The organism is Streptomyces sp. UC4497 (assembly GCF_054871485.1).
On the sequence record NZ_JBTYHB010000034.1, the window covers coordinates 24,432 to 40,972 of the forward strand.

At 71.0% G+C, this 16,541-nt stretch carries 14 protein-coding genes; 5 read left to right on the top strand and 9 right to left on the bottom strand.

Features of this window, described 5'->3' with window-relative positions; genetic code table 11:
- Nucleotides 1-205 precede the first annotated feature (205 nt).
- Nucleotides 206-1,312, top strand: a complete 1,107-nt coding sequence (locus ACYSUO_RS33235) for an Lrp/AsnC family transcriptional regulator (RefSeq protein WP_461779935.1) — start codon at nucleotides 206-208, stop codon at nucleotides 1,310-1,312.
- Between the two features lie 43 nt (nucleotides 1,313-1,355).
- Here ACYSUO_RS33235 and ACYSUO_RS33240 read toward each other — a convergent pair whose 3' ends face one another.
- From ACYSUO_RS33240 to ACYSUO_RS33250, 3 genes are read right to left on the bottom strand one after another with little or no spacing between them, the layout of a single operon-like run.
- Entirely contained in the window at nucleotides 1,356-2,408 is a 1,053-nt protein-coding gene (locus tag ACYSUO_RS33240; protein ID WP_461779936.1) for an NAD(P)-dependent alcohol dehydrogenase, read from the bottom strand.
- Nucleotides 2,405-2,950 carry a DUF4334 domain-containing protein gene (locus tag ACYSUO_RS33245; RefSeq protein WP_461779937.1) on the bottom strand — a complete coding sequence of 182 codons (546 nt, stop codon included), beginning with the start codon at nucleotides 2,948-2,950 and terminating at the stop codon, nucleotides 2,405-2,407. Before ACYSUO_RS33245 ends, ACYSUO_RS33240 begins: the two co-directional genes overlap by 4 nt.
- A complete protein-coding gene (locus tag ACYSUO_RS33250; RefSeq protein ID WP_461779938.1) occupies nucleotides 2,947-4,539 on the bottom strand; it encodes a succinic semialdehyde dehydrogenase in 1,593 nt (530 codons plus the stop codon). The genes ACYSUO_RS33245 and ACYSUO_RS33250 overlap by 4 nt, the downstream gene beginning before the upstream one ends.
- Before the next feature lie 222 nt (nucleotides 4,540-4,761).
- Here ACYSUO_RS33250 and ACYSUO_RS33255 point away from each other — a divergent pair, with 222 nt between their 5' ends.
- On the top strand, nucleotides 4,762-5,970 hold the full coding sequence (locus tag ACYSUO_RS33255) for an oxygenase MpaB family protein (RefSeq protein WP_461779939.1): 1,209 nt from the start codon (nucleotides 4,762-4,764) through the stop codon (nucleotides 5,968-5,970).
- 31 nt (nucleotides 5,971-6,001) lie between these two features.
- Here the strand turns inward: ACYSUO_RS33255 and ACYSUO_RS33260 are convergent, their stop codons facing one another.
- A complete protein-coding gene (locus tag ACYSUO_RS33260) occupies nucleotides 6,002-7,174 on the bottom strand; it encodes a TetR/AcrR family transcriptional regulator (protein WP_461779940.1) in 1,173 nt (390 codons plus the stop codon).
- Nucleotides 7,175-7,411: 237 nt separating this feature from the next.
- Here ACYSUO_RS33260 and ACYSUO_RS33265 point away from each other — a divergent pair, with 237 nt between their 5' ends.
- From ACYSUO_RS33265 to ACYSUO_RS33275, 3 genes are all read left to right on the top strand, one after another.
- The gene (locus ACYSUO_RS33265) at nucleotides 7,412-8,617 is read left to right on the top strand and encodes an EfeM/EfeO family lipoprotein (protein ID WP_461779941.1); all 1,206 of its coding nucleotides are present in this window, start codon (nucleotides 7,412-7,414) and stop codon (nucleotides 8,615-8,617) included.
- A complete protein-coding gene (gene efeB, locus ACYSUO_RS33270) occupies nucleotides 8,614-9,849 on the top strand; it encodes an iron uptake transporter deferrochelatase/peroxidase subunit (protein WP_461779942.1) in 1,236 nt (411 codons plus the stop codon). The genes ACYSUO_RS33265 and efeB overlap by 4 nt, the downstream gene beginning before the upstream one ends.
- A gap of 158 nt (nucleotides 9,850-10,007) precedes the next feature.
- On the top strand, nucleotides 10,008-11,876 hold the full coding sequence (locus ACYSUO_RS33275; RefSeq protein WP_461779943.1) for a phospholipase C: 1,869 nt from the start codon (nucleotides 10,008-10,010) through the stop codon (nucleotides 11,874-11,876).
- A gap of 73 nt (nucleotides 11,877-11,949) precedes the next feature.
- Here ACYSUO_RS33275 and ACYSUO_RS33280 read toward each other — a convergent pair whose 3' ends face one another.
- The 5 genes from ACYSUO_RS33280 to ACYSUO_RS33300 all read right to left on the bottom strand — a co-directional run bounded on the left by ACYSUO_RS33280 (nucleotide 11,950) and on the right by ACYSUO_RS33300 (nucleotide 16,475).
- Entirely contained in the window at nucleotides 11,950-12,363 is a 414-nt protein-coding gene (locus tag ACYSUO_RS33280) for a VOC family protein (protein WP_461779944.1), read from the bottom strand.
- A gap of 61 nt (nucleotides 12,364-12,424) precedes the next feature.
- Complete coding sequence (locus tag ACYSUO_RS33285) at nucleotides 12,425-13,579, bottom strand: FAD-dependent oxidoreductase (protein WP_461779945.1); 1,155 nt, start codon at nucleotides 13,577-13,579, stop codon at nucleotides 12,425-12,427.
- A 187-nt stretch (nucleotides 13,580-13,766) separates the two neighbouring features.
- Nucleotides 13,767-14,414: a class I SAM-dependent DNA methyltransferase gene (locus ACYSUO_RS33290; protein WP_461779946.1), complete on the bottom strand. Its 648-nt coding sequence runs from the start codon at nucleotides 14,412-14,414 to the stop codon at nucleotides 13,767-13,769.
- Nucleotides 14,415-14,541: 127 nt separating this feature from the next.
- A complete protein-coding gene (gene menC / locus ACYSUO_RS33295) occupies nucleotides 14,542-15,648 on the bottom strand; it encodes an o-succinylbenzoate synthase (RefSeq protein ID WP_461779947.1) in 1,107 nt (368 codons plus the stop codon).
- Nucleotides 15,645-16,475 carry a chorismate synthase gene (locus ACYSUO_RS33300; protein ID WP_461779948.1) on the bottom strand — a complete coding sequence of 277 codons (831 nt, stop codon included), beginning with the start codon at nucleotides 16,473-16,475 and terminating at the stop codon, nucleotides 15,645-15,647. Before ACYSUO_RS33300 ends, menC begins: the two co-directional genes overlap by 4 nt.
- Nucleotides 16,476-16,541 lie beyond the last annotated feature (66 nt).

The window sequence follows — 16,541 nt, forward strand, 5'->3', positions numbered from 1 at the left end:
TCGACCGACGACAACGCCGCGAGCGTGCGTGCCAGCCCCTGCGAGCCCGGCCTGATCCAAACAACAGACCCCAGGGGTGGGCGCGCACGCCTGGCCTTGCGAACGGGTCTGCGTCCTGGCCGGCGCGCACATGCGTACGGCGGGCGTACGCCCCTGTGTCGGGGCCGCCGTACGGGCGGGTGCGAGTGGCCCCACAATGGTCGCCATGCCGTCCGCCCCCGCACCGATGCCGGAATCCATCGCCCTAGAGGCGCAGGATTCCGTCTCCCCCACTGCCGACATGCAGGACGACCTCGACGAGACGGACATGGCGCTCGTCGACGCCCTGCAGACCAGCCCCCGTGCCCCTTGGTCGCGGATCGGCGCGGTCCTGGGCATCGACGCCACCACCGCCGCCCGCCGTTGGGACCGGTTGCGGGCCTCCGGGCTCGCCTGGAGCACCGCGTACGAGGCGTGGGAGCGGCACGGGCGGGGGCAGCGCCTGTGCATGGCCTTCGCCGATGTGGCCGTGTCTCCCGGCAGCCTGGCCGCCGCCGCGGAGGCGGCGTGCACGGATCCGCGCGTGGCCAGTGTCGAACGCACCACCGGCGGCGGCACCACCGGCACCGACGGCGCCCTGTTCCTCACCCTGTCCTGCTCCGGTACGGCGGCCCTGACGCGCTTCGCCGACGGCCCGCTCGCCGGGCTGCCGGGCGCGCGCGACGTCCAACTCTCCGTGGTGCTGCACAGCTACCGGGAAGGCGCGGACTGGAAGGTGCACGCGCTCGACCGGGGCCAGCGCTCCCGCCTGGCGTCCGCCGCGGCGGCCCAGTCGGCGGCACCGCAGCACGGCGACGCCGACCGCGCGCTGCTCCGCGCCCTGTCCCACGACGCCCGCCGCCCCTACAGCGATCTTGCCCGGGACACCGGCACCAGCGAGGCGACGGTCCGCCGCCGGCTCACCCGGATGCTGGCTTCGGGACAGGTCAGGATCCGCTGCGACGTGTCCCATCTCGCGGCGGGCCGACCGGTCATCAGCACGTACCGGGTCGCCGTCCCCTCCGCCGAACTGGACGCGGCGGGGCACCTGGTGGCCGCGCTGCCCGGGGTCCGGTTGTGCATGGCGGTGACCGGGGAGGCCAATCTGCTGGTGTCGACCTGGGCGCGCTCGCTGAGCGATGCCGCCGGGTTCGAGGTACGTCTCGGCTCCCGGCTCCCCGGTGCCCGAATCCTGCGCCGTGACGTCACCCTGCTGACGGCCAAGCGGATGGGGCGCCTGCTGGACGACGAGGGGCGCGCCCGGGGGCACATTCCGGTGGACCATCACGTGTGAGTGACACCCCGTCGGCCGTGGAGCACGTCGGCCGCGCGACCCGTCAACTCCCCGGAATCAGCACGGCCTTCAGCGCCCTCCCCTCCCGCTGCTCCGCCACCGCCCGGTCGAACTCCCCCAGCGCGTACGTCGTCACCAGCTCGTCCAGCGGCAACCGCCCCTTCTCGTAGCGCCCGATCAACTCCGCTACGAGCTGCGCCGGTTCCGCGTCCCCCTCGACGCAGCCGCGGAGTTGGAGCCCTCGCAGCATCAGGTCCCGCACGTCGATCTCGGCCGTCGCGGGTCCGAGGCCGACCACGGCGAGCGTTCCGCGTGGCTGGAGCAGCGACAGGGCGCGGGTCAGCAGCTCCGGGCGGCCGGTGGTGTCAAGGGCGTGGGTCACCGAGGGGAGCGGGTCGTCCAGGGAGCGGGCCGCCAACGCGCCGAACCTGCTTGCCAGTTCGCGGCGCGCGGCCACCGGCTCCGCCACCACGACATCCACGCCTTCGGACAGCGCGGTCAGCACGGCCGCGCTGCCGACCGCGCCCGCTCCGACCACCAGGAGCCGGTCGCCGGGACCCGGTCGCAGGACGTTGAGGACCGCGCCCGCGCCGGTCAGGAATCCGCAGCCCAGCGGGGCCGCGACCCACGGCGGTACGTCGCCGACCGGCACACAAGATCGGGCGTCGACGAGCGCGGCCGTGGCGAAGGACGACTGGCCGAAGAAGGAGCCGAAGACCGGGACACCGCCCACGCGGATGGTGGGCGTTCCGTCCGCGCGTCGTCCCGAGTTGTTGAGGGTGGTCGCGAGGTCGCAGTAGGCCGGGTGTCCAGACCGGCACTGTCCGCAGCGGCCGCAGTGCGCGAACGAGAGCACGACCCGGCCCCCCGCCTCCAGGCCGACGACTCCCGACCCGAGGCGTTCCACGACGCCGCAGCCCTCGTGGCCGAGCACCGCCGGGCGGTCACCGAGCGCCTTCCTGGTGGCGAGGTCGGTGTGGCAGAGGCCGACCGCCTCGATCCGGACGAGCACCTCGTGCGGGCGCGGGTCGTCGAGTTCGGCCTCGACGAGCGCGCTGGGCGCGGCGCCGCGCGAGAGCAGCACCGAAGCCTTCATGTGCGGTCCGGGGTTTCGCGATCCACGTCCGGGGTTTCGCGTCCCACGCCAGGTGTTTCGCGTTCCCGGTCCGGCGTTTCGCGCTCCAGACCGAAGTAGAAGTGCCGCCCGTCCGCGAGCACGACACCGGGCTTGCCGTTCATCACGCCCATGAGCGTGGTGTCGTCGACCCGCTTGAAGTGGTCGAACACGGGCATCCCGTCGTACACCATCGTGGCGGTCACCTCGCCCCGGAACTCGACGTTCCACAGGCTGGCCTCGCCGCGGCCCGACTTGGTGTCGGAGTAGAGGCTGCCGTCCTCGGCGCGGCAGATCAGTGGCTTCGCGTCGTCGAGCGCGTCGAACCGTTTGCCGTGCCAGCGGCTCGCGGCCAGCACCTTCTCGATGGGGTGGCCGGTCAGGAAGGCGAAGCCGCGCCAAGGGCCGAGCAGCGATGCCGCATCGACCGTCTCCAAGTCGGCCCACAGGGCGTCGAGTTCGACCGGGTCCACCAGCCCCTCCACCGCACGCAGGGCCTTCCATCGTTCGCTCACGCCGCTCATCGGACCCCCAGCCTGCGCAGCAGGGCCAGTTGGCCGTTCGTACGGCGGATGAAGGATGTCACCGAGCTCTCCTCCGGCTTTGTCGGACCGAGAGGGAGGAACCGCTGCGTGGCGAGCGTCTGGCTCTCGGTGTACTTGCGGATTCCCTCGGCCCCGTGGCGCCTGCCGAGTCCGCTGTCGCCCATGCCGCCCATCCCCGCCTCGATGCTTCCGGCGGCCGCGGCGGCGCCGTCGTTGATGTTGACCGATCCGGACCGGATCCGGCGTGCGAGGCGGGCGGCCTCGCGGGTGTCCTTGGACCAGATCGACGCCGAGAGTCCGTAACTGCCCTGGTTGGCAAGGTCGACGGCCTCGTCGTCGGTCTCGTAGGGGTAGAGCGAGACGACCGGGCCGAAGGTCTCCTCGCCGCACACCGCCATCTCCGGTGTGACACCTTCGAGGATGGTGGGTTCGTAGAAGAGCGGGCCGATGTCGGGGCGGGCCTTGCCGCCCGCGAGCACCGTCGCCCCCTGGGCCACCGCCCCGCCGACATGGGACTCGACGGCCGTGAGCTGCGCCTTCGACGTGAGGGAGCCGATGTCCGCCGAGTAGTCGTAGGCGCTACCGAGGCGCAACGCCCGTGTCGCGCGGACGAGTTCGTCGCGGAAGGTGTCGTAGATCTTCTCGTGTACGTAGACGCGCTCGATGTGGATGCACATCTGCCCGGTGTTGGCGAAGGCGGCCGCCACCGTGCCTGCCGCGGCCGCCGTGACGTCGGCGTCCGCGCGCACGATCAGCGGGTTCTTGCCGCCGAGCTCAAGAGAGGCACCGACGAGGCGACGCGCGGCGCGCTCCCCGACGGTCCGTCCGGTGGCGGTCGAGCCGGTGAAGCAGACGTAGTCGGCGGCGTCGACGAGGGCCGTGCCGACCACGGAGCCGGGGCCGGTCACGATCTGCCACAGGTCGGTGGGCAGCCCGGCCTCCGCCATCAGGGCCCGCGTCCACAGCAGGGTCAGCGCGGTCTGTGAATCCGCCTTGGACACCACGGCGTTGCCGGCGAGGAGCGCGGGCAGTACGTCGCCGACGCCGAGGTAGAGCGGGTAGTTCCAGGGCGAGATGATGCCGACGACACCCTTCGGCACCCGCACCTCCTGGACCCGCGTCGCGCCGGGGATCATCCCGCGCACGCGGCGGGTCGCCAGGTAGTGCCGGGCGCGCCGCGCGTAGTGCCGGGCGATCGTCGCGACCTGGGCCACCTCCATCCACGCGTGGTAGCGCGCCTTGCCCGTCTCCCACTGGATCAGGTCGAGCGCCTGGTCCTGCCGCTTCAACAGCAGGTCGTGGAAGGCGAGTACGAGGTCGGCGCGGCGCTTGTCCGGTGTTCCCGCCCATGCCGCCTGTGCGGCGCGGGCGCCTGCCACCGCCTCCGTCACATCCTCCGGAGTGCAGGTGGGAACGGCCGCGATCGGCGACAGGTCGAACGGCGCCAGTGCGGTCAGCGGTTCGGGGACACCGGTCTCGTCGCGTTTCGCGTCGCGGCGCACCCCGCCGCACCATCGCTCGACCGCCTCGTCCGTCACCCACGCGGGGCGGGCCTGGTCCGTGCTCATGCGGGCTCCTCGCTCGTACGGGACCGCTGCTCCGGTTTCGCCTCGGTCACTTCGATGCCCTGTCGGCACTCTTGCCGACTCTCTTGTCGATGCCTGCGCGCCTCGCTATGTTAATCAGAAATCACATCCTGGAACAAGATTTGAAGCATGGCGGAAACCCCCAACGCCCAGCACATCCGGGCTTGTTGAACCGCCTGGCCAACCAGGAAAGCGAGTAAGTCAATGACAAATCTGAGCCGCAGAAACATCCTGTCGCTCGGTGCCGCGCTGGGGCTCGTCGGCGCGACGGGTACCGCCACCAACGCATGGGCCTGGTCGCCGACGGGCTCGGTCGCGGGCGCCGGAGCGGGCACCGATCCCGAGTACGTGTGGGACGACGAGATCGACCCGCTGATGGCCAAGATCATCACCAGCGGTCAGGTCCCGGCCGTCAACAAGGCGATGGGGCCGTGGGTGAACAACAACGACCCGCTGCCCAGCGGCCTGCCGGCCGAACTCCACACGTATCTGCAGGGCGTCAACAAGCTTCCGTCCTGGGCGGATCCGAAGAAGCTGGCGCGCGCCGCCGACTTCAACCGGCGCAAGGACACCTACCTCTTCCTGCTCTACGGACTCGGCAGCGGGATCATGAGCACCGTGATCCCGCGCGAGGCGAAGAGTGTGTACTGGTCCGCGGGCGGCGCCGACATGCAGGACCGCGCGGCCAAGACGTTCACGTTCGGCTACGACCTGGCCCAGCTGAAGGGTTTCGAGCCCGAGGGACAGTTCGTCGTCACCGCCAACAAGACGCGTCTGGTGCACGCCGCGGTGCGGCACATGCTGCCGCAGTCCCCGCACTGGTCGGCGGTCGCGGACCAGAAGATCCCGATCAGCAACGCCGACATCCTGGTCACCTTCCACAGCCTCGGCACGTTCGTGCGCAGGAAGCTGCTCGACTGGAAGGTGCCGTTCTCGGCCGAGGACCAGGAGGCGTTCCTGCACAGCTGGCAGGTCGCCCTGCACCTGCTCGGCGTGCGCACGGAGTACATCCCCAAGTCGTGGGACGAGGCGGACAAGCAGTCGGCGCAGGTGCTCACGCCGATCCTCTCCCCCACCACCGAGGGCATCGAACTGGCCGAGGATCTCCTGGGGTTGACCGCACAGATCGACCTCGGCGTGACGCGCGGGTTCCTCAACGAGTTCGTGCGCTACGTCCTCAGCAACGAGATCGGCGACTGGCTGGGGCTCAAGCGCGACTACGCGTCGGCGACCCTGATCCGCACCGTGTGGCCGGCCTTCATCCTCTTCCGTGAAGGACTGAACCCCATTGCGCCCAGCGCGTTCTACATGTTCGACCAGTTCGTTCGCGCACTGGCCATGGCGTTCCTGAACAAGGGCGCCTCGGGGCAGACGACACCCATCGTGATCCCGACGCACAACCGGCAGGACTAGCCACTCCCCCGCGGGCGTTGGGGCTCACCGCTCAGAGCCCCAGCGCCCGCACCACAAGTCCCGCCACCGTGGCCCGGTGCTCGGGGCTGTCCCGCCATCGCATGCTCCGCCCGGCCTCGACGACGACGCCGAACCCTGCGTGCACCAGGACGCGGGCCTGACGCGGGTCGAGCTCGGGGCAGGCCGCCCTCAACTGCTGTTCCCATACGGCGATGTGCTCGCGCTGCGCCAGTACCGCGGGGCGCCGCAGCTCGTCCGGCAGGCCGACGAACTCCGCCTCCGCGACGCTCGTCAGCGCGGTGTGCTCGAAGCTGTACGCCGCGTACGTGGCCGCCAGCGCCGCCACCGCCTCGTGCGGGTCGGCCGTCCCCTCCAGGTTCTGGTCCACCGCCTGGGCGAGCAACCCCGCCGCTTGCAGGCAGGCCGCCGCCAAGATGTCGACCTTGCCCGGGTAGTGGCGGTAGAGCGCGGACGGGGCCAGGCCCACCACCTCCGCGATCTGGCCGTTCGTGACGTTGGCGAACCCGTCCCGCGCGAACAGCGGGACGGCGGCCGCAAGGATCTCCGCGCGCCGCGAGCGCGCCACGGGGAGCGCCGGAAGTTCGATGGCCCGCTCGCTCCCCTTGGCAGGCGGAGCCGGTTCCGGGTCCTTCTCGACCAGCCGCAGGGCGCACGTCAACAGCAGTTCCTCGGAACGGCGTTGGGCGATGGACGTGCGGTGCATCGTGATCGACCCGATCGCGCCGAGCGCCGCCACAACCCGCAACTCCACGCGCCCGCCCGGGTGTTCCCGGCGCACCGCCTCGGTCACCCGACCGACGACGCGCGCGAACTTGCCCCGGAGCAGCCTGCGGTCCTCGCGGTTGAGGTACCGGGCCTCCCACCGGTACACACCGCCCTCCGCCCGGCGCTTCACGGTGATCCGCACGAGGGCCCTGAGCAGCTCCGCGGTGTCCGCGTCGGGCGGCAGCTCGTCGAGTGTGGCGACGAGCCCGTCCACCATGGCGTGCGCGCATTCGGAGAACAGCGCGTACTTGTTCGGGAAGTGCCGGTACAGGGCCGCCGCGGTGATGCCCACTCCGGCGGCGATGTCCTCCATGGACGCGGCGTGGTAGCCGCGCTCACTGAAGAGTCGCCCGGCCGCCTCGACGATCAGCTGCCTGCGGTTGCGGGGCCGAGTGGCCGGCATCGGCTCCGCGGTCATGACCGGGCTGACGAGTGCGGGAACAGAGACAGGGGCGCGGCCATGCGAGCCAGTCAATCACACGCCGGGACACGCGCCATGGTGTGCGCGGACCTGTGTGCGGAGTGTGCGCGCAGGTGAACGCACGTGCACGCACGTCAACTCTTGGTCATGATTTTCGGTGGACGGCTGTTCGCTTGGAGTATGCCGCTTAGCATCGGGCCGTCCCGCACCGTACGACCCCCTTGGGAGGCCCGGATGTCGAGGCGCGGCGACGGGTGGCGGCGCAGACGACGGTGGCTGTTCACCGGGGCACTCGTCGTGCTGCTGTGTCTGCTGGTGGCCAACGTCATCGCGCTCACCCAGGGTGAACACGACCGCGGCGGCTCCTCCGGCGGCCCGCCGCGCACGGTGGTCGAGGTGTCCGGGAGCCACTGCGGCAGGGGCTGGGACGAACCCGCGCCGGGTGTGCAGGTCTTCGCGCTGCGCAACACCTCCGCCGCCTCCGCCGAGGTGTTCCTGGAGAATCCGCGCAGCCACGTGATGTACGGCGAGGTGGAGGACATCGGGCCGGGCACGACACGGGAGTTGACGGTGCGGCTCGGCAGGGGCGCGTACGCGTTCAAGTGCCTCCCCGAGGACGCGGACGCCGCCACCGGGCCCACGGTCCGTATCCGCAAGGGCCGTTCGGGGCCCGCCGCCGCTCCGGTCACCACGCACGACCTGATCCCGCCGGCGATCGCCTACCAGAAGTGGGTCGGCGACGGACTCGACAAGGTGGTCCGCCTTACGGGGACATTGCGCGACGCCGTCGACCGGGGCGACCTCGGTGCCGCCCGTACCGCATGGCTGCCCGCCCACCTCCAGTACGAGCGGATGGGCGCGGCCTACGACGCGTTCGGCGACGCCGACGGACGGATCAACGGCACGGACGCCGGGCTGCCGGACGGCGCCCACGACAAGGACTTCAGCGGCTTCCACCGCGTCGAGTACGGGCTGTGGCACGACCAGTCGGCACACGAACTCCGCGCCCCCGCGGCCGCGTTGCTGAAGGCGGTCACCGCGCTGCGCGATGACTGGGCGCAGGCCCGGATGGACCCGGCACAACTGGGCCTGCGGGCGCACGAGATCCTGGAGAACACGGTGCAGTTCGAGCTGACAGGGCGTACGGACTTCGGCAGCGGCAGCAACCTCGCCACGGCCCGCGCCAACGTGGACGGCACCCGCGAGGTCCTCTCCCGCCTGCACCCGATTCTGACCCGGCGCTACGCCCACCTCCCGTCACTGGAGCGGGACTTGAAGCAGGCCGGGCAGACCCTCGACGGACTGCGTCACGACGGTCACTGGCCACCACTGGAGGAGCTGAGCCGGGCGCAGCGCGAGCGCGTCGACGCCCGGTTCGGGGACCTCGTCGAGCGCCTGGCCTCGGTGGCGACGCTGTGCGATCCGCGGAGGACGGTGTGAGCGGGGCGGGTGGTGTCGGGCGGCGTGGACTGCTGAGGGGTGCGGCGCTCGCCGGGGTCGGGCTCACCGCGAGCGGCGCCGCGGCCCCGGTCGGGGCGCCGGCCGGAGCGCCGATCGACACCCCAGTGGCGCCCGTCGCCGCGTTCCACGGCGCCCGGCAGGCCTCCGTCGTCGCGGCACAGCGCCGGGCCACCGCGTTCGTCTCCCTCGACATCACCGCGGACGGGCGGGCCGAACTCGCTGACGCAATGCGTAAGTTGACCGAACGCTGCCGGTTCCTCACCTCGGGCGGGACACCGGAGCCCGCCGGAATCACCGCACCGCCGGCCGACTCGGGGGTGCTCGGTGAGCGGCTGCCGGGCGGGGCGCTCGCGGTGACCGTGGGCGTCGGGGCGTCACTGTTCGACGAGCGGTTCGGGCTCGGCAGGCGCAGGCCGCGCCGGCTCACCGCGATGCCCGCCTTCCCCGACGACGACCTCCGTCCCGACTGGTGCCACGGCGATCTGAGCCTGCAACTGCACGCCGACGACCGGGACACGGTGCTGCACGCGCTGCGCGACATCGCCCGGCACACGCGCGGCGCGCTCCAGGTGCGCTGGCGCATGGACGGCTTCACCAGCCCGCCGCGCCCCTCGGGGACGCCGCGCAATCTGCTCGGGTTCAAGGACGGCACCGCCAACCCGGACACCGCCGACGCCCGCGCGATGAACCGTCTGGTGTGGGTCGGCAAGGACAGCGACGAACCGGAGTGGGCCGTCGGGGGCAGCTACCAAGTCGTGCGACTGATACGGATGTTGGTGGAGTTCTGGGACCGGGTCTCGCTGAGCGAGCAGGAGCGGATGTTCGGGCGTTCCCGCGCGTCGGGCGCGCCACTGGACGGCGACGCGGAGCACGACGCGCCGAAGTTCGTCGACGACCCCAAGGGCGACGTCATCCCGCTGGACGCCCACATCCGGCTCGCCAACCCCCGCACCCCGGACACCGCGGGCCAGCGGATCCTGCGCCGCGCCTACAACTACGACCGGGGCACGGACACCAACGGCAACCTCGACATGGGCCTGCTGTTCTCCTGCTACCAGCAGGACCTGCGGCGGCAGTTCGAGACCGTGCAGAAGCGGCTCGCGGGCGAACCGCTCACCGATTACATCTCCCCGTTCGGCGGCGGCTACTTCTTCGCGCTGCCGGGCGTGCGCGACGCCGACGACTGGTACGGCCGCGCGCTGCTGTCCTGAGCCGACTCCCAAGCGGACCTCACCACTGCGAAAAGCTTCCGCTCACAAGCGGTCAACAGGTGGTCAAGATCTGCCCGTTGATATAGATGCAGGGCTCACTCAAGTGCCACCGTACGTGCGCATGCACGCCGTCGACGTGGGTCGGAGGACGCACATCCATGGACAGCAAGGCACGTAGATCCGGGTCGGTGACCGGTGGGTCGGCGACCGGGAGATCAGTGGTGCGGGGCCTGGGCGCGCTGGTGGGAGCCGCCGCGCTCACCGTGCTCGGCGGGGCCTCCCCCACGTGGGCGGCCGCACCCGCGGGGGACGCCTCCGGCACCGCCACTCCCATCAAGCACGTGGTCGTGCTCTTCGACGAGAACAACTCCTTCGACCACTACTTCGCGACGTATCCGAAGGCCGCGAACACCGACGGCACGAAGTTCACGCCGGCCAAGGGCACGCCGAAGAACATCGACACCCTCGCCCACGCGGGCCTGCTGAAGCGGAACCCCAACCAGTACACCCCCAAGCGGCTGACCCCCGACCACGCGGTGACCTGCGACCAGAACCATTCCTACGGGCCCGAGCAGTACGCGTACGACGGCGGCAAGGCCGACAAGTTCGTGCAGAACACCGAGGTCGACAAGTGCAGCGGCGGCCTGTTCGGCGAACCCGGCCTGGTGATGGACTACTTCGACGGCAACACCGTCACCGCTCTGTGGAACTACGCCCAGCACTACTCCTTGAGCGACCGCTCCTACGGCTCGAACTACGGCCCGTCGACGCCCGGAGCCATCAACCTGGCCTCCGGTAATACGCACGGAGTCATCTCCACCGACCCGGCCTCCAGCACCGAGAACCCCCAGCAAACCGATACGCCGGACAAGACCGCGGTCCAGTCCCCTGACGCGCACGGCGTCGGCACGATGATCAATGACCCGGACCCGTCGTTCGACGACTGCTCCGACAAGAACCACACCGCCACGAGCGCCCTCGCCACCATGAAGGGCAGGAACATCGGCGACCTGCTCAACACCCGCAAGGTGTCCTGGGGTTGGTTCCAGGGCGGCTTCCGGCCGAGCTCCGCGTGGAACGGCGAGGACGGCTCGTACGCCAAGTGCGAGGACGCGCACGCCAATGTCGGCGGTGCCTCGACCCTCGACTACAGCCCGCACCACAACCCGTTCGCCTACTACAAGACGACGGCGAACCCGCACCACCTCGCGCCCACGAGCGTCGCGGAGATCGGCCACGCGGGCCGCGCCAACCACAATTACGACCTGACCGACTTCTCCGCCGCGGCGAAGGCGGGCCACCTCCCGGCGGTCAGCTTCGTCAAGGCCAGCGCGTACCAGGACGGGCACGCAGGCTACTCCGACCCCGTCGACGAGCAGCACTTCCTGGTGAACCAGATCAACGCGGTGCAGAGCTCGCCGCAGTGGAAGTCGACCGCGATCGTCGTCGCGTACGACGACTCGGACGGCTGGTACGACCACGCCTACATCCCGCCGCGCAACGGTTCGAAGGACACCACGGTCGGCTCCAACGGCAAGGCCGCCGACTCCCCCGCCTGCCAGAACGGCCCGGCGGCGGCCGGGGGTTACCAGGACCGCTGCGGCCCCGGCACCCGGCAGCCGCTGCTCGTGATCTCCCCGTACAGCAAGGTCAACAAGGTCGACCACACCATGACCGACCAGGCGTCCATCATCCGCTTCATCGAGGACAACTGGCACACGGGCCGGATCGGCGACCACTCCTTCGACGCCACCGCGGGCCCGCTGTCCGGCATGTTCGACTTCAAGCACCCCAACAACAGACAGCTGCTGCTGAACGCGGACGGCTCGGTGAAGTCCGAGGGCGCCCTGCACGCCGTCGCCCCGGTCACGACACACATCACACCGGGCCCACCGATGGAGAACACGGCCGCGACGACCGACGACTCCCCGGTGCTCCCGGTGAGCCTCGGTGTGGCCGCGCTGGTCGCCACCGGCGCCACCGGCACGTACCTCACCCTGCGCCGCAGGCAGCGCACCACCGCCTGACGACGCGCCCCCAGACTGCCCGGCACGGTCCAGCGCCCCCTGGACCGTGCCGGGCGGACTCCGCGCCCGCTGCCTACTGACCGCTGATGTCGACCATCCAGGTGATCCCGAAGCGGTCGGTGCACATGCCGAACTCGTCGCCCCACATCTGCTTCTCCAGCGGCACGCCGACCGTTCCATGGGCCGACAGCTTCTCCCAGTAGCCGTGCAGCGCCCCGGCGTCGTCGCCGCTGACGCTCACTGAGATGTTGGTGCCGACGGTGCGGTCCATGCCGGGCGGGGTGTCCGAACCCATGATCGTGAAGCCGGCCGGGGTCTCGAGCAGGGCATGCATGATCTTGTCGTCGAAGCCGGCGGGCGCACCGCCGCCACCGGCGGAGCCGAAGGTGTTCAGGACGAGCTCGCCCCCGAACACGTCCTTGTAGAACTCCATGGCCTGGCGGGCGTCCCCGTCGAAGGCGATGTACGGGTTGAGGCGAGAAGCCACAGCGGTGTCCTTTCGAGGGGTGCTGCACGTGGGTGCTGCATGTGGGTGCTGCACGTGGGTGCTACGTGTGGGTGCTCCGGACTTCCGCATTATTCGGCGTCGGCTCCACCTGCGCACGGTGAAGCTCGGCTATCAGCTCCTGCAGCGTGTGGTCGTCGGCGTCGGCGCCGTGGGTCTCGGCGGTGCGGGCGAACATGGCCTGCTCGTACGCGGTCAGCGCGGCCTCCACGTCACCGGGGTGTGCGGCGATGGCCTGGGCCAGTTCGGCTCCGTCCACCATGGCCAGGTTGGCGCCCTCGCCGTTCGGGGGCGCGAGGTGCGCCGCGTCGCCCAGCAGAGTGACGCCCGGCACCCGCTCCCACCGGTGGCCGGTGGGCAGCGTGTACAGGCGGCGCAGGGTCGGCGCGCCTTCGGCCTCGGTGATCAGCGCGGTGAGCTCGGGCGCCCAGCCGTGGAACTCCTCCGCGATGCGCTCGGTGGCGGCGGCGTCGGTGAAGTCGATGGCGTCGAACCACTCCAGCGGCTCCTCGAGACCCACGTACGCGTGCAGGGTGCCGCCCCGCTCCCGGTGCGCGAACAGCTCCCGGCCCGGCTTCAACGAGATCATCATCCCGCCGCCGACCGCTTTCGCCGTGGCCGGGTGCCGGGTGTCGGACTCGTACAGGTAGGACTCGACGACCGACTTGCCGGAGTACGCGGGTGTGGCGGCGGAGAGCAGTGGGCGGACCCGGGACCAGGCCCCGTCCGCGCCGACCAGCAGGTCGGTGACGACGGTGGAGCCGTCGGCGAAGGTCACCTCGTGGTGTCCATTATCGAGGGCGCGGACGCCGCTGACCTTGTGCCCCCAGCGGACGGTGCCGGCGGGGAGGGAGTCGAGCAGGATCTGTCGCAGTTCGCCCCGGTAGACCTCCGGGCGGCCGCCCGTGCCGTCGTCGTCCTTCTCGAACAGCACGGTGCCGTCCGGTTCGAGGATCCGCATGGCCTCATGGCCCTCAAGGACGAGCGCACGGAACTCGTCCATCAAGTCGGCGGCTTCGAGGGCGAGTTGGCCGTTGTAGTCGTGGATGTCGAGCAGCCCGCCCTGCGCACGCGCGGTCGGCGAGGGCTCCGCCTCGTGGACGGTGGCGGGTATGCCGTGGAGGTGCAGGACGCGGGCGAGGGTGAGCCCGCCGAGACCGGCGCCGATGATCGTGACGTGCTTGCTGTCCGTGGTCATGGTGGGGTCCTTCCGGTTCGTACGTGGGCCGCGGGGCGTGGTGCCCGCGGCCGGCGTCGTTGTCGCACGGCGCCTACCGCCACCAATCTCCCTGCGGCCCACGACAGATCACCTACAGACCACCGACCGCCCCCGACAGCTCGCCGACAGCGGCCCCACACACGTCGGAACCCGCCGGGCGGATCCGTCAGCGCAGCACCTCGAACGCCCAGTAGTCCGCGGGCCCTTCGGCCGTGTACGGCACGTCGCGCCGCCGCTCGACGACCTTGAGGGCGCCGTCGTCCGCCTGCCGCTGCACGTACTCGACGAAGTCCGAGCCCGCCAGGTACTTCGAGAAGGTGCTCACCAGGACGAGGCCACCGGGCTTCGTGACACGCAGCAGCCCCTGCACACCGGTCGGCGGCACGTGCCCCAGCGTGAAGACACCGCAGCAGACGGCCACGTCGTAGCTGTCGTCCGCGAACTCCACCAGGCCCCGGTTCATGTCCACGCCCGCGGTGAGCGAGCGGTAGATGCCGGTCTTGCGGGCCTCGGCGACCATGCCCTCATTGAGGTCGAAGCCGTCGATCACGGTGACACCGCGCCGCGCGAGCACCCCGCCGACCAGGCCCGTTCCGCAGCCCGCGTCGAGGACCACGGACCCGGCCCCGATCGCACCCGGATGGTCGCCCGCCATCGCGTCGAACAGTTCGCCGATCTCGTGGGGGCCCCGGTAGTCGGTGGTGCGCAGGTCCTCGTCGTACGAGGCCGCCCATTCTCCGTAGTACGAGTCGATGCGGTCGGGAACGCCTTCGAGACCATGCGCCTTCTTGATCCGGTCCTGGCTCTCTGACACCCAAGTCTCCCTTGTCGTCGGACGGTTCACGCCCCCGGCGGGCCCGTCGCGACCCGCCCAGGGGTGACCGTCACGCCGCTACCCGGAAAGACCGGATCCGAACACGACCGGGGTGTCGACCCACTGGTTACAGCCAGTGGGTGGCGGTGGTGAAGCGCGCGAGGGTCTCCGGCAGCGGGTCGATGCCGATTCCGGGGCCCGAAGGCACCGACAGACAGCCGTCCTGGTCGAGCACGAACGGCTCGGTGATGTCCTCCGCGTAGTAGCGGCTCGAGGCCGAGGTGTCGCCGGGCAGGGTGAAGCCGGGCAGCGCGGCGAGCGCCAGGTTGGGGGCCCGGCCGATGCCGGTCTCCAGCATGCCGCCGCACCACACCGGCACACCGTTGGCGACGGCCACGTCGTGGATGCGGCGGGCCTCCAGGTAGCCGCCGACGCGGGCCGGCTTGACGTTGATGATCCGGCAGGCCTCCATGGCGATGGCGGTGGCGGCGTCCCGCGCGCTGTGGATCGACTCGTCCAGGCACACCGGGGTCGCGATGCGCTGCTGGAGCCGGGCGTGGGCGCGCAGATCGTTCTCGGTGAGCGGCTCCTCGATGAGCAGCAGCCCGAACTCGTCCAGTTTCCGCAGGTGTTCGGCGTCGGCGAGGGTGTACGCGGTGTTGGCGTCCACCTGCAGCGGCAGCGCGTCGCCGAAGCGCTCGCGCACCGCGCGCAGCGGCTCCAGGTCCCAGCCTGGCTCGATCTTCAGCTTGATGCGGACATAGCCCTCGGCCAGATACTCCTCGACGTCGTCGAGGAGTTCAGGGATGGAGTTCTTGATGCCGACGGAGACACCTGCGGGAACCTTCTGCCCGGTGGCCGAGCCGAGGTACGTGGCCAACGGCATCCCGTACGCGCGCAGTTCGGCGTCGAGCAGCGCCGTCTCAAGGGCGGCCTTCGCCAGCTCGTTGCCCTTGACCGGTTCCATCGCGGCCCCTGCGGCGGCCGCCCGCGGCTCGGGGAGCGCCTTGACGCGCGGCAGCAGGAAGTCCCGGATGACGATCTCGGCGCCCGCGATGAACTCGGAGCAGTACAGCGGGTCGGGGTCCCCGGCGAACTCCGACCAGCCCTCGGCCTCGTCGGTCACCACGTGCAGCAGGAAGGCGTCCTTGCTGTCGACGCTGCCGAACGATGTGCGGAACGGCTTGACCAGCGGAATCGCGATGTGCAGCAGCTCTACGCGTTCGATCTTCATGCCTGGTCCTCCTGGGCGGTGAGAGCAGAGGATGGGGTCTCCCCTGCTCGAGCGGAGCCGAGAGCTTGGGGAAGGGTGAGCAGGTACCAGCCGTCGCGGGACATCGCCGTCGCCCGCAGGCCCTCCGCGTACGCCGAGGTGAAGACCTCGCGCACGGCGTGCCGCCAGCGCAGCGCGGTGTCCGGGTCACCGGCGCGCAGGGCGACGATGTCCTCGGGGACGCGGCACCACAGGCGGTTCGCGTCGCGGGCGGCGAGCGGTCCGCCGTCCGGGGCCTTGGCGAGCACGGCGGCCTCGGCGCGACCCTCGGCCGGGTCGCCGGCCCCCGGGGCGTCGGCCGTCAGATCCCACAGGGCGGTGAGGCGGTCGGTCTCGTCGCCGTTGTTGATGCCGTCGTCCATCGGCCCGTAGAAGTCGACCTGGTACTCGCTGGCGACCGCGCCCAGCTTCACCAGGTTGAAGCGGGCGTTCCTGGCGACGAGCGGGTCGAAGGTCCAGCGCATGGTGCGGGCACCGCGCTCCAGGGCCCAGATTCGCTGGGCCTGCTTCACGAGGTAGCCGGTGCCCCGGTCGGAGGTAGCGGCCGCCGCGGCGAGCGAGTACACGTCCCGCTCGGCCGGGGGTCCGAACACCGCGACCGAGGCACCGACCACGGCGCCGCCCGACCGGGCCGCGTGCACGGCGCCGCCCGCGTGGGCGACGCTGTGCAGCACATCGGTGTGGAAGGGCGGGGCGTCGCGGGGCATCTGCCACACGTCGGCGAGGAAGTCGGCCACCGCCCGCAGTCCCGCCACGTCGTCGACGGTCGAGGTCGTCAGATCGTTCATGGCCACGAGTCTCGGGGCGGACGGCGGGGAGGTCCTTGTGGTGGTGGCCAATCATCGACGTCTAGC

Excerpts from the sequence above, each read along its gene's own strand:
- ACYSUO_RS33235 (WP_461779935.1), top strand. The coding sequence starts at position 206 with ATGCCGTCCGCCCCCGCACCGATGCCGGAATCCATCGCCCTAGAGGCG.
- ACYSUO_RS33240 (WP_461779936.1), bottom strand. The coding sequence starts at position 2,408 with ATGAAGGCTTCGGTGCTGCTCTCGCGCGGCGCCGCGCCCAGCGCGCTC.
- ACYSUO_RS33245 (WP_461779937.1), bottom strand. The coding sequence starts at position 2,950 with ATGAGCGGCGTGAGCGAACGATGGAAGGCCCTGCGTGCGGTGGAGGGG.
- ACYSUO_RS33250 (WP_461779938.1), bottom strand. The coding sequence starts at position 4,539 with ATGAGCACGGACCAGGCCCGCCCCGCGTGGGTGACGGACGAGGCGGTC.
- ACYSUO_RS33255 (WP_461779939.1), top strand. The coding sequence starts at position 4,762 with ATGACAAATCTGAGCCGCAGAAACATCCTGTCGCTCGGTGCCGCGCTG.
- ACYSUO_RS33260 (WP_461779940.1), bottom strand. The coding sequence starts at position 7,174 with ATGACCGCGGAGCCGATGCCGGCCACTCGGCCCCGCAACCGCAGGCAG.
- ACYSUO_RS33265 (WP_461779941.1), top strand. The coding sequence starts at position 7,412 with ATGTCGAGGCGCGGCGACGGGTGGCGGCGCAGACGACGGTGGCTGTTC.
- ACYSUO_RS33275 (WP_461779943.1), top strand. The coding sequence starts at position 10,008 with ATGGACAGCAAGGCACGTAGATCCGGGTCGGTGACCGGTGGGTCGGCG.
- ACYSUO_RS33285 (WP_461779945.1), bottom strand. The coding sequence starts at position 13,579 with ATGACCACGGACAGCAAGCACGTCACGATCATCGGCGCCGGTCTCGGC.
- menC (WP_461779947.1), bottom strand. The coding sequence starts at position 15,648 with ATGAAGATCGAACGCGTAGAGCTGCTGCACATCGCGATTCCGCTGGTC.
- ACYSUO_RS33300 (WP_461779948.1), bottom strand. The coding sequence starts at position 16,475 with ATGAACGATCTGACGACCTCGACCGTCGACGACGTGGCGGGACTGCGG.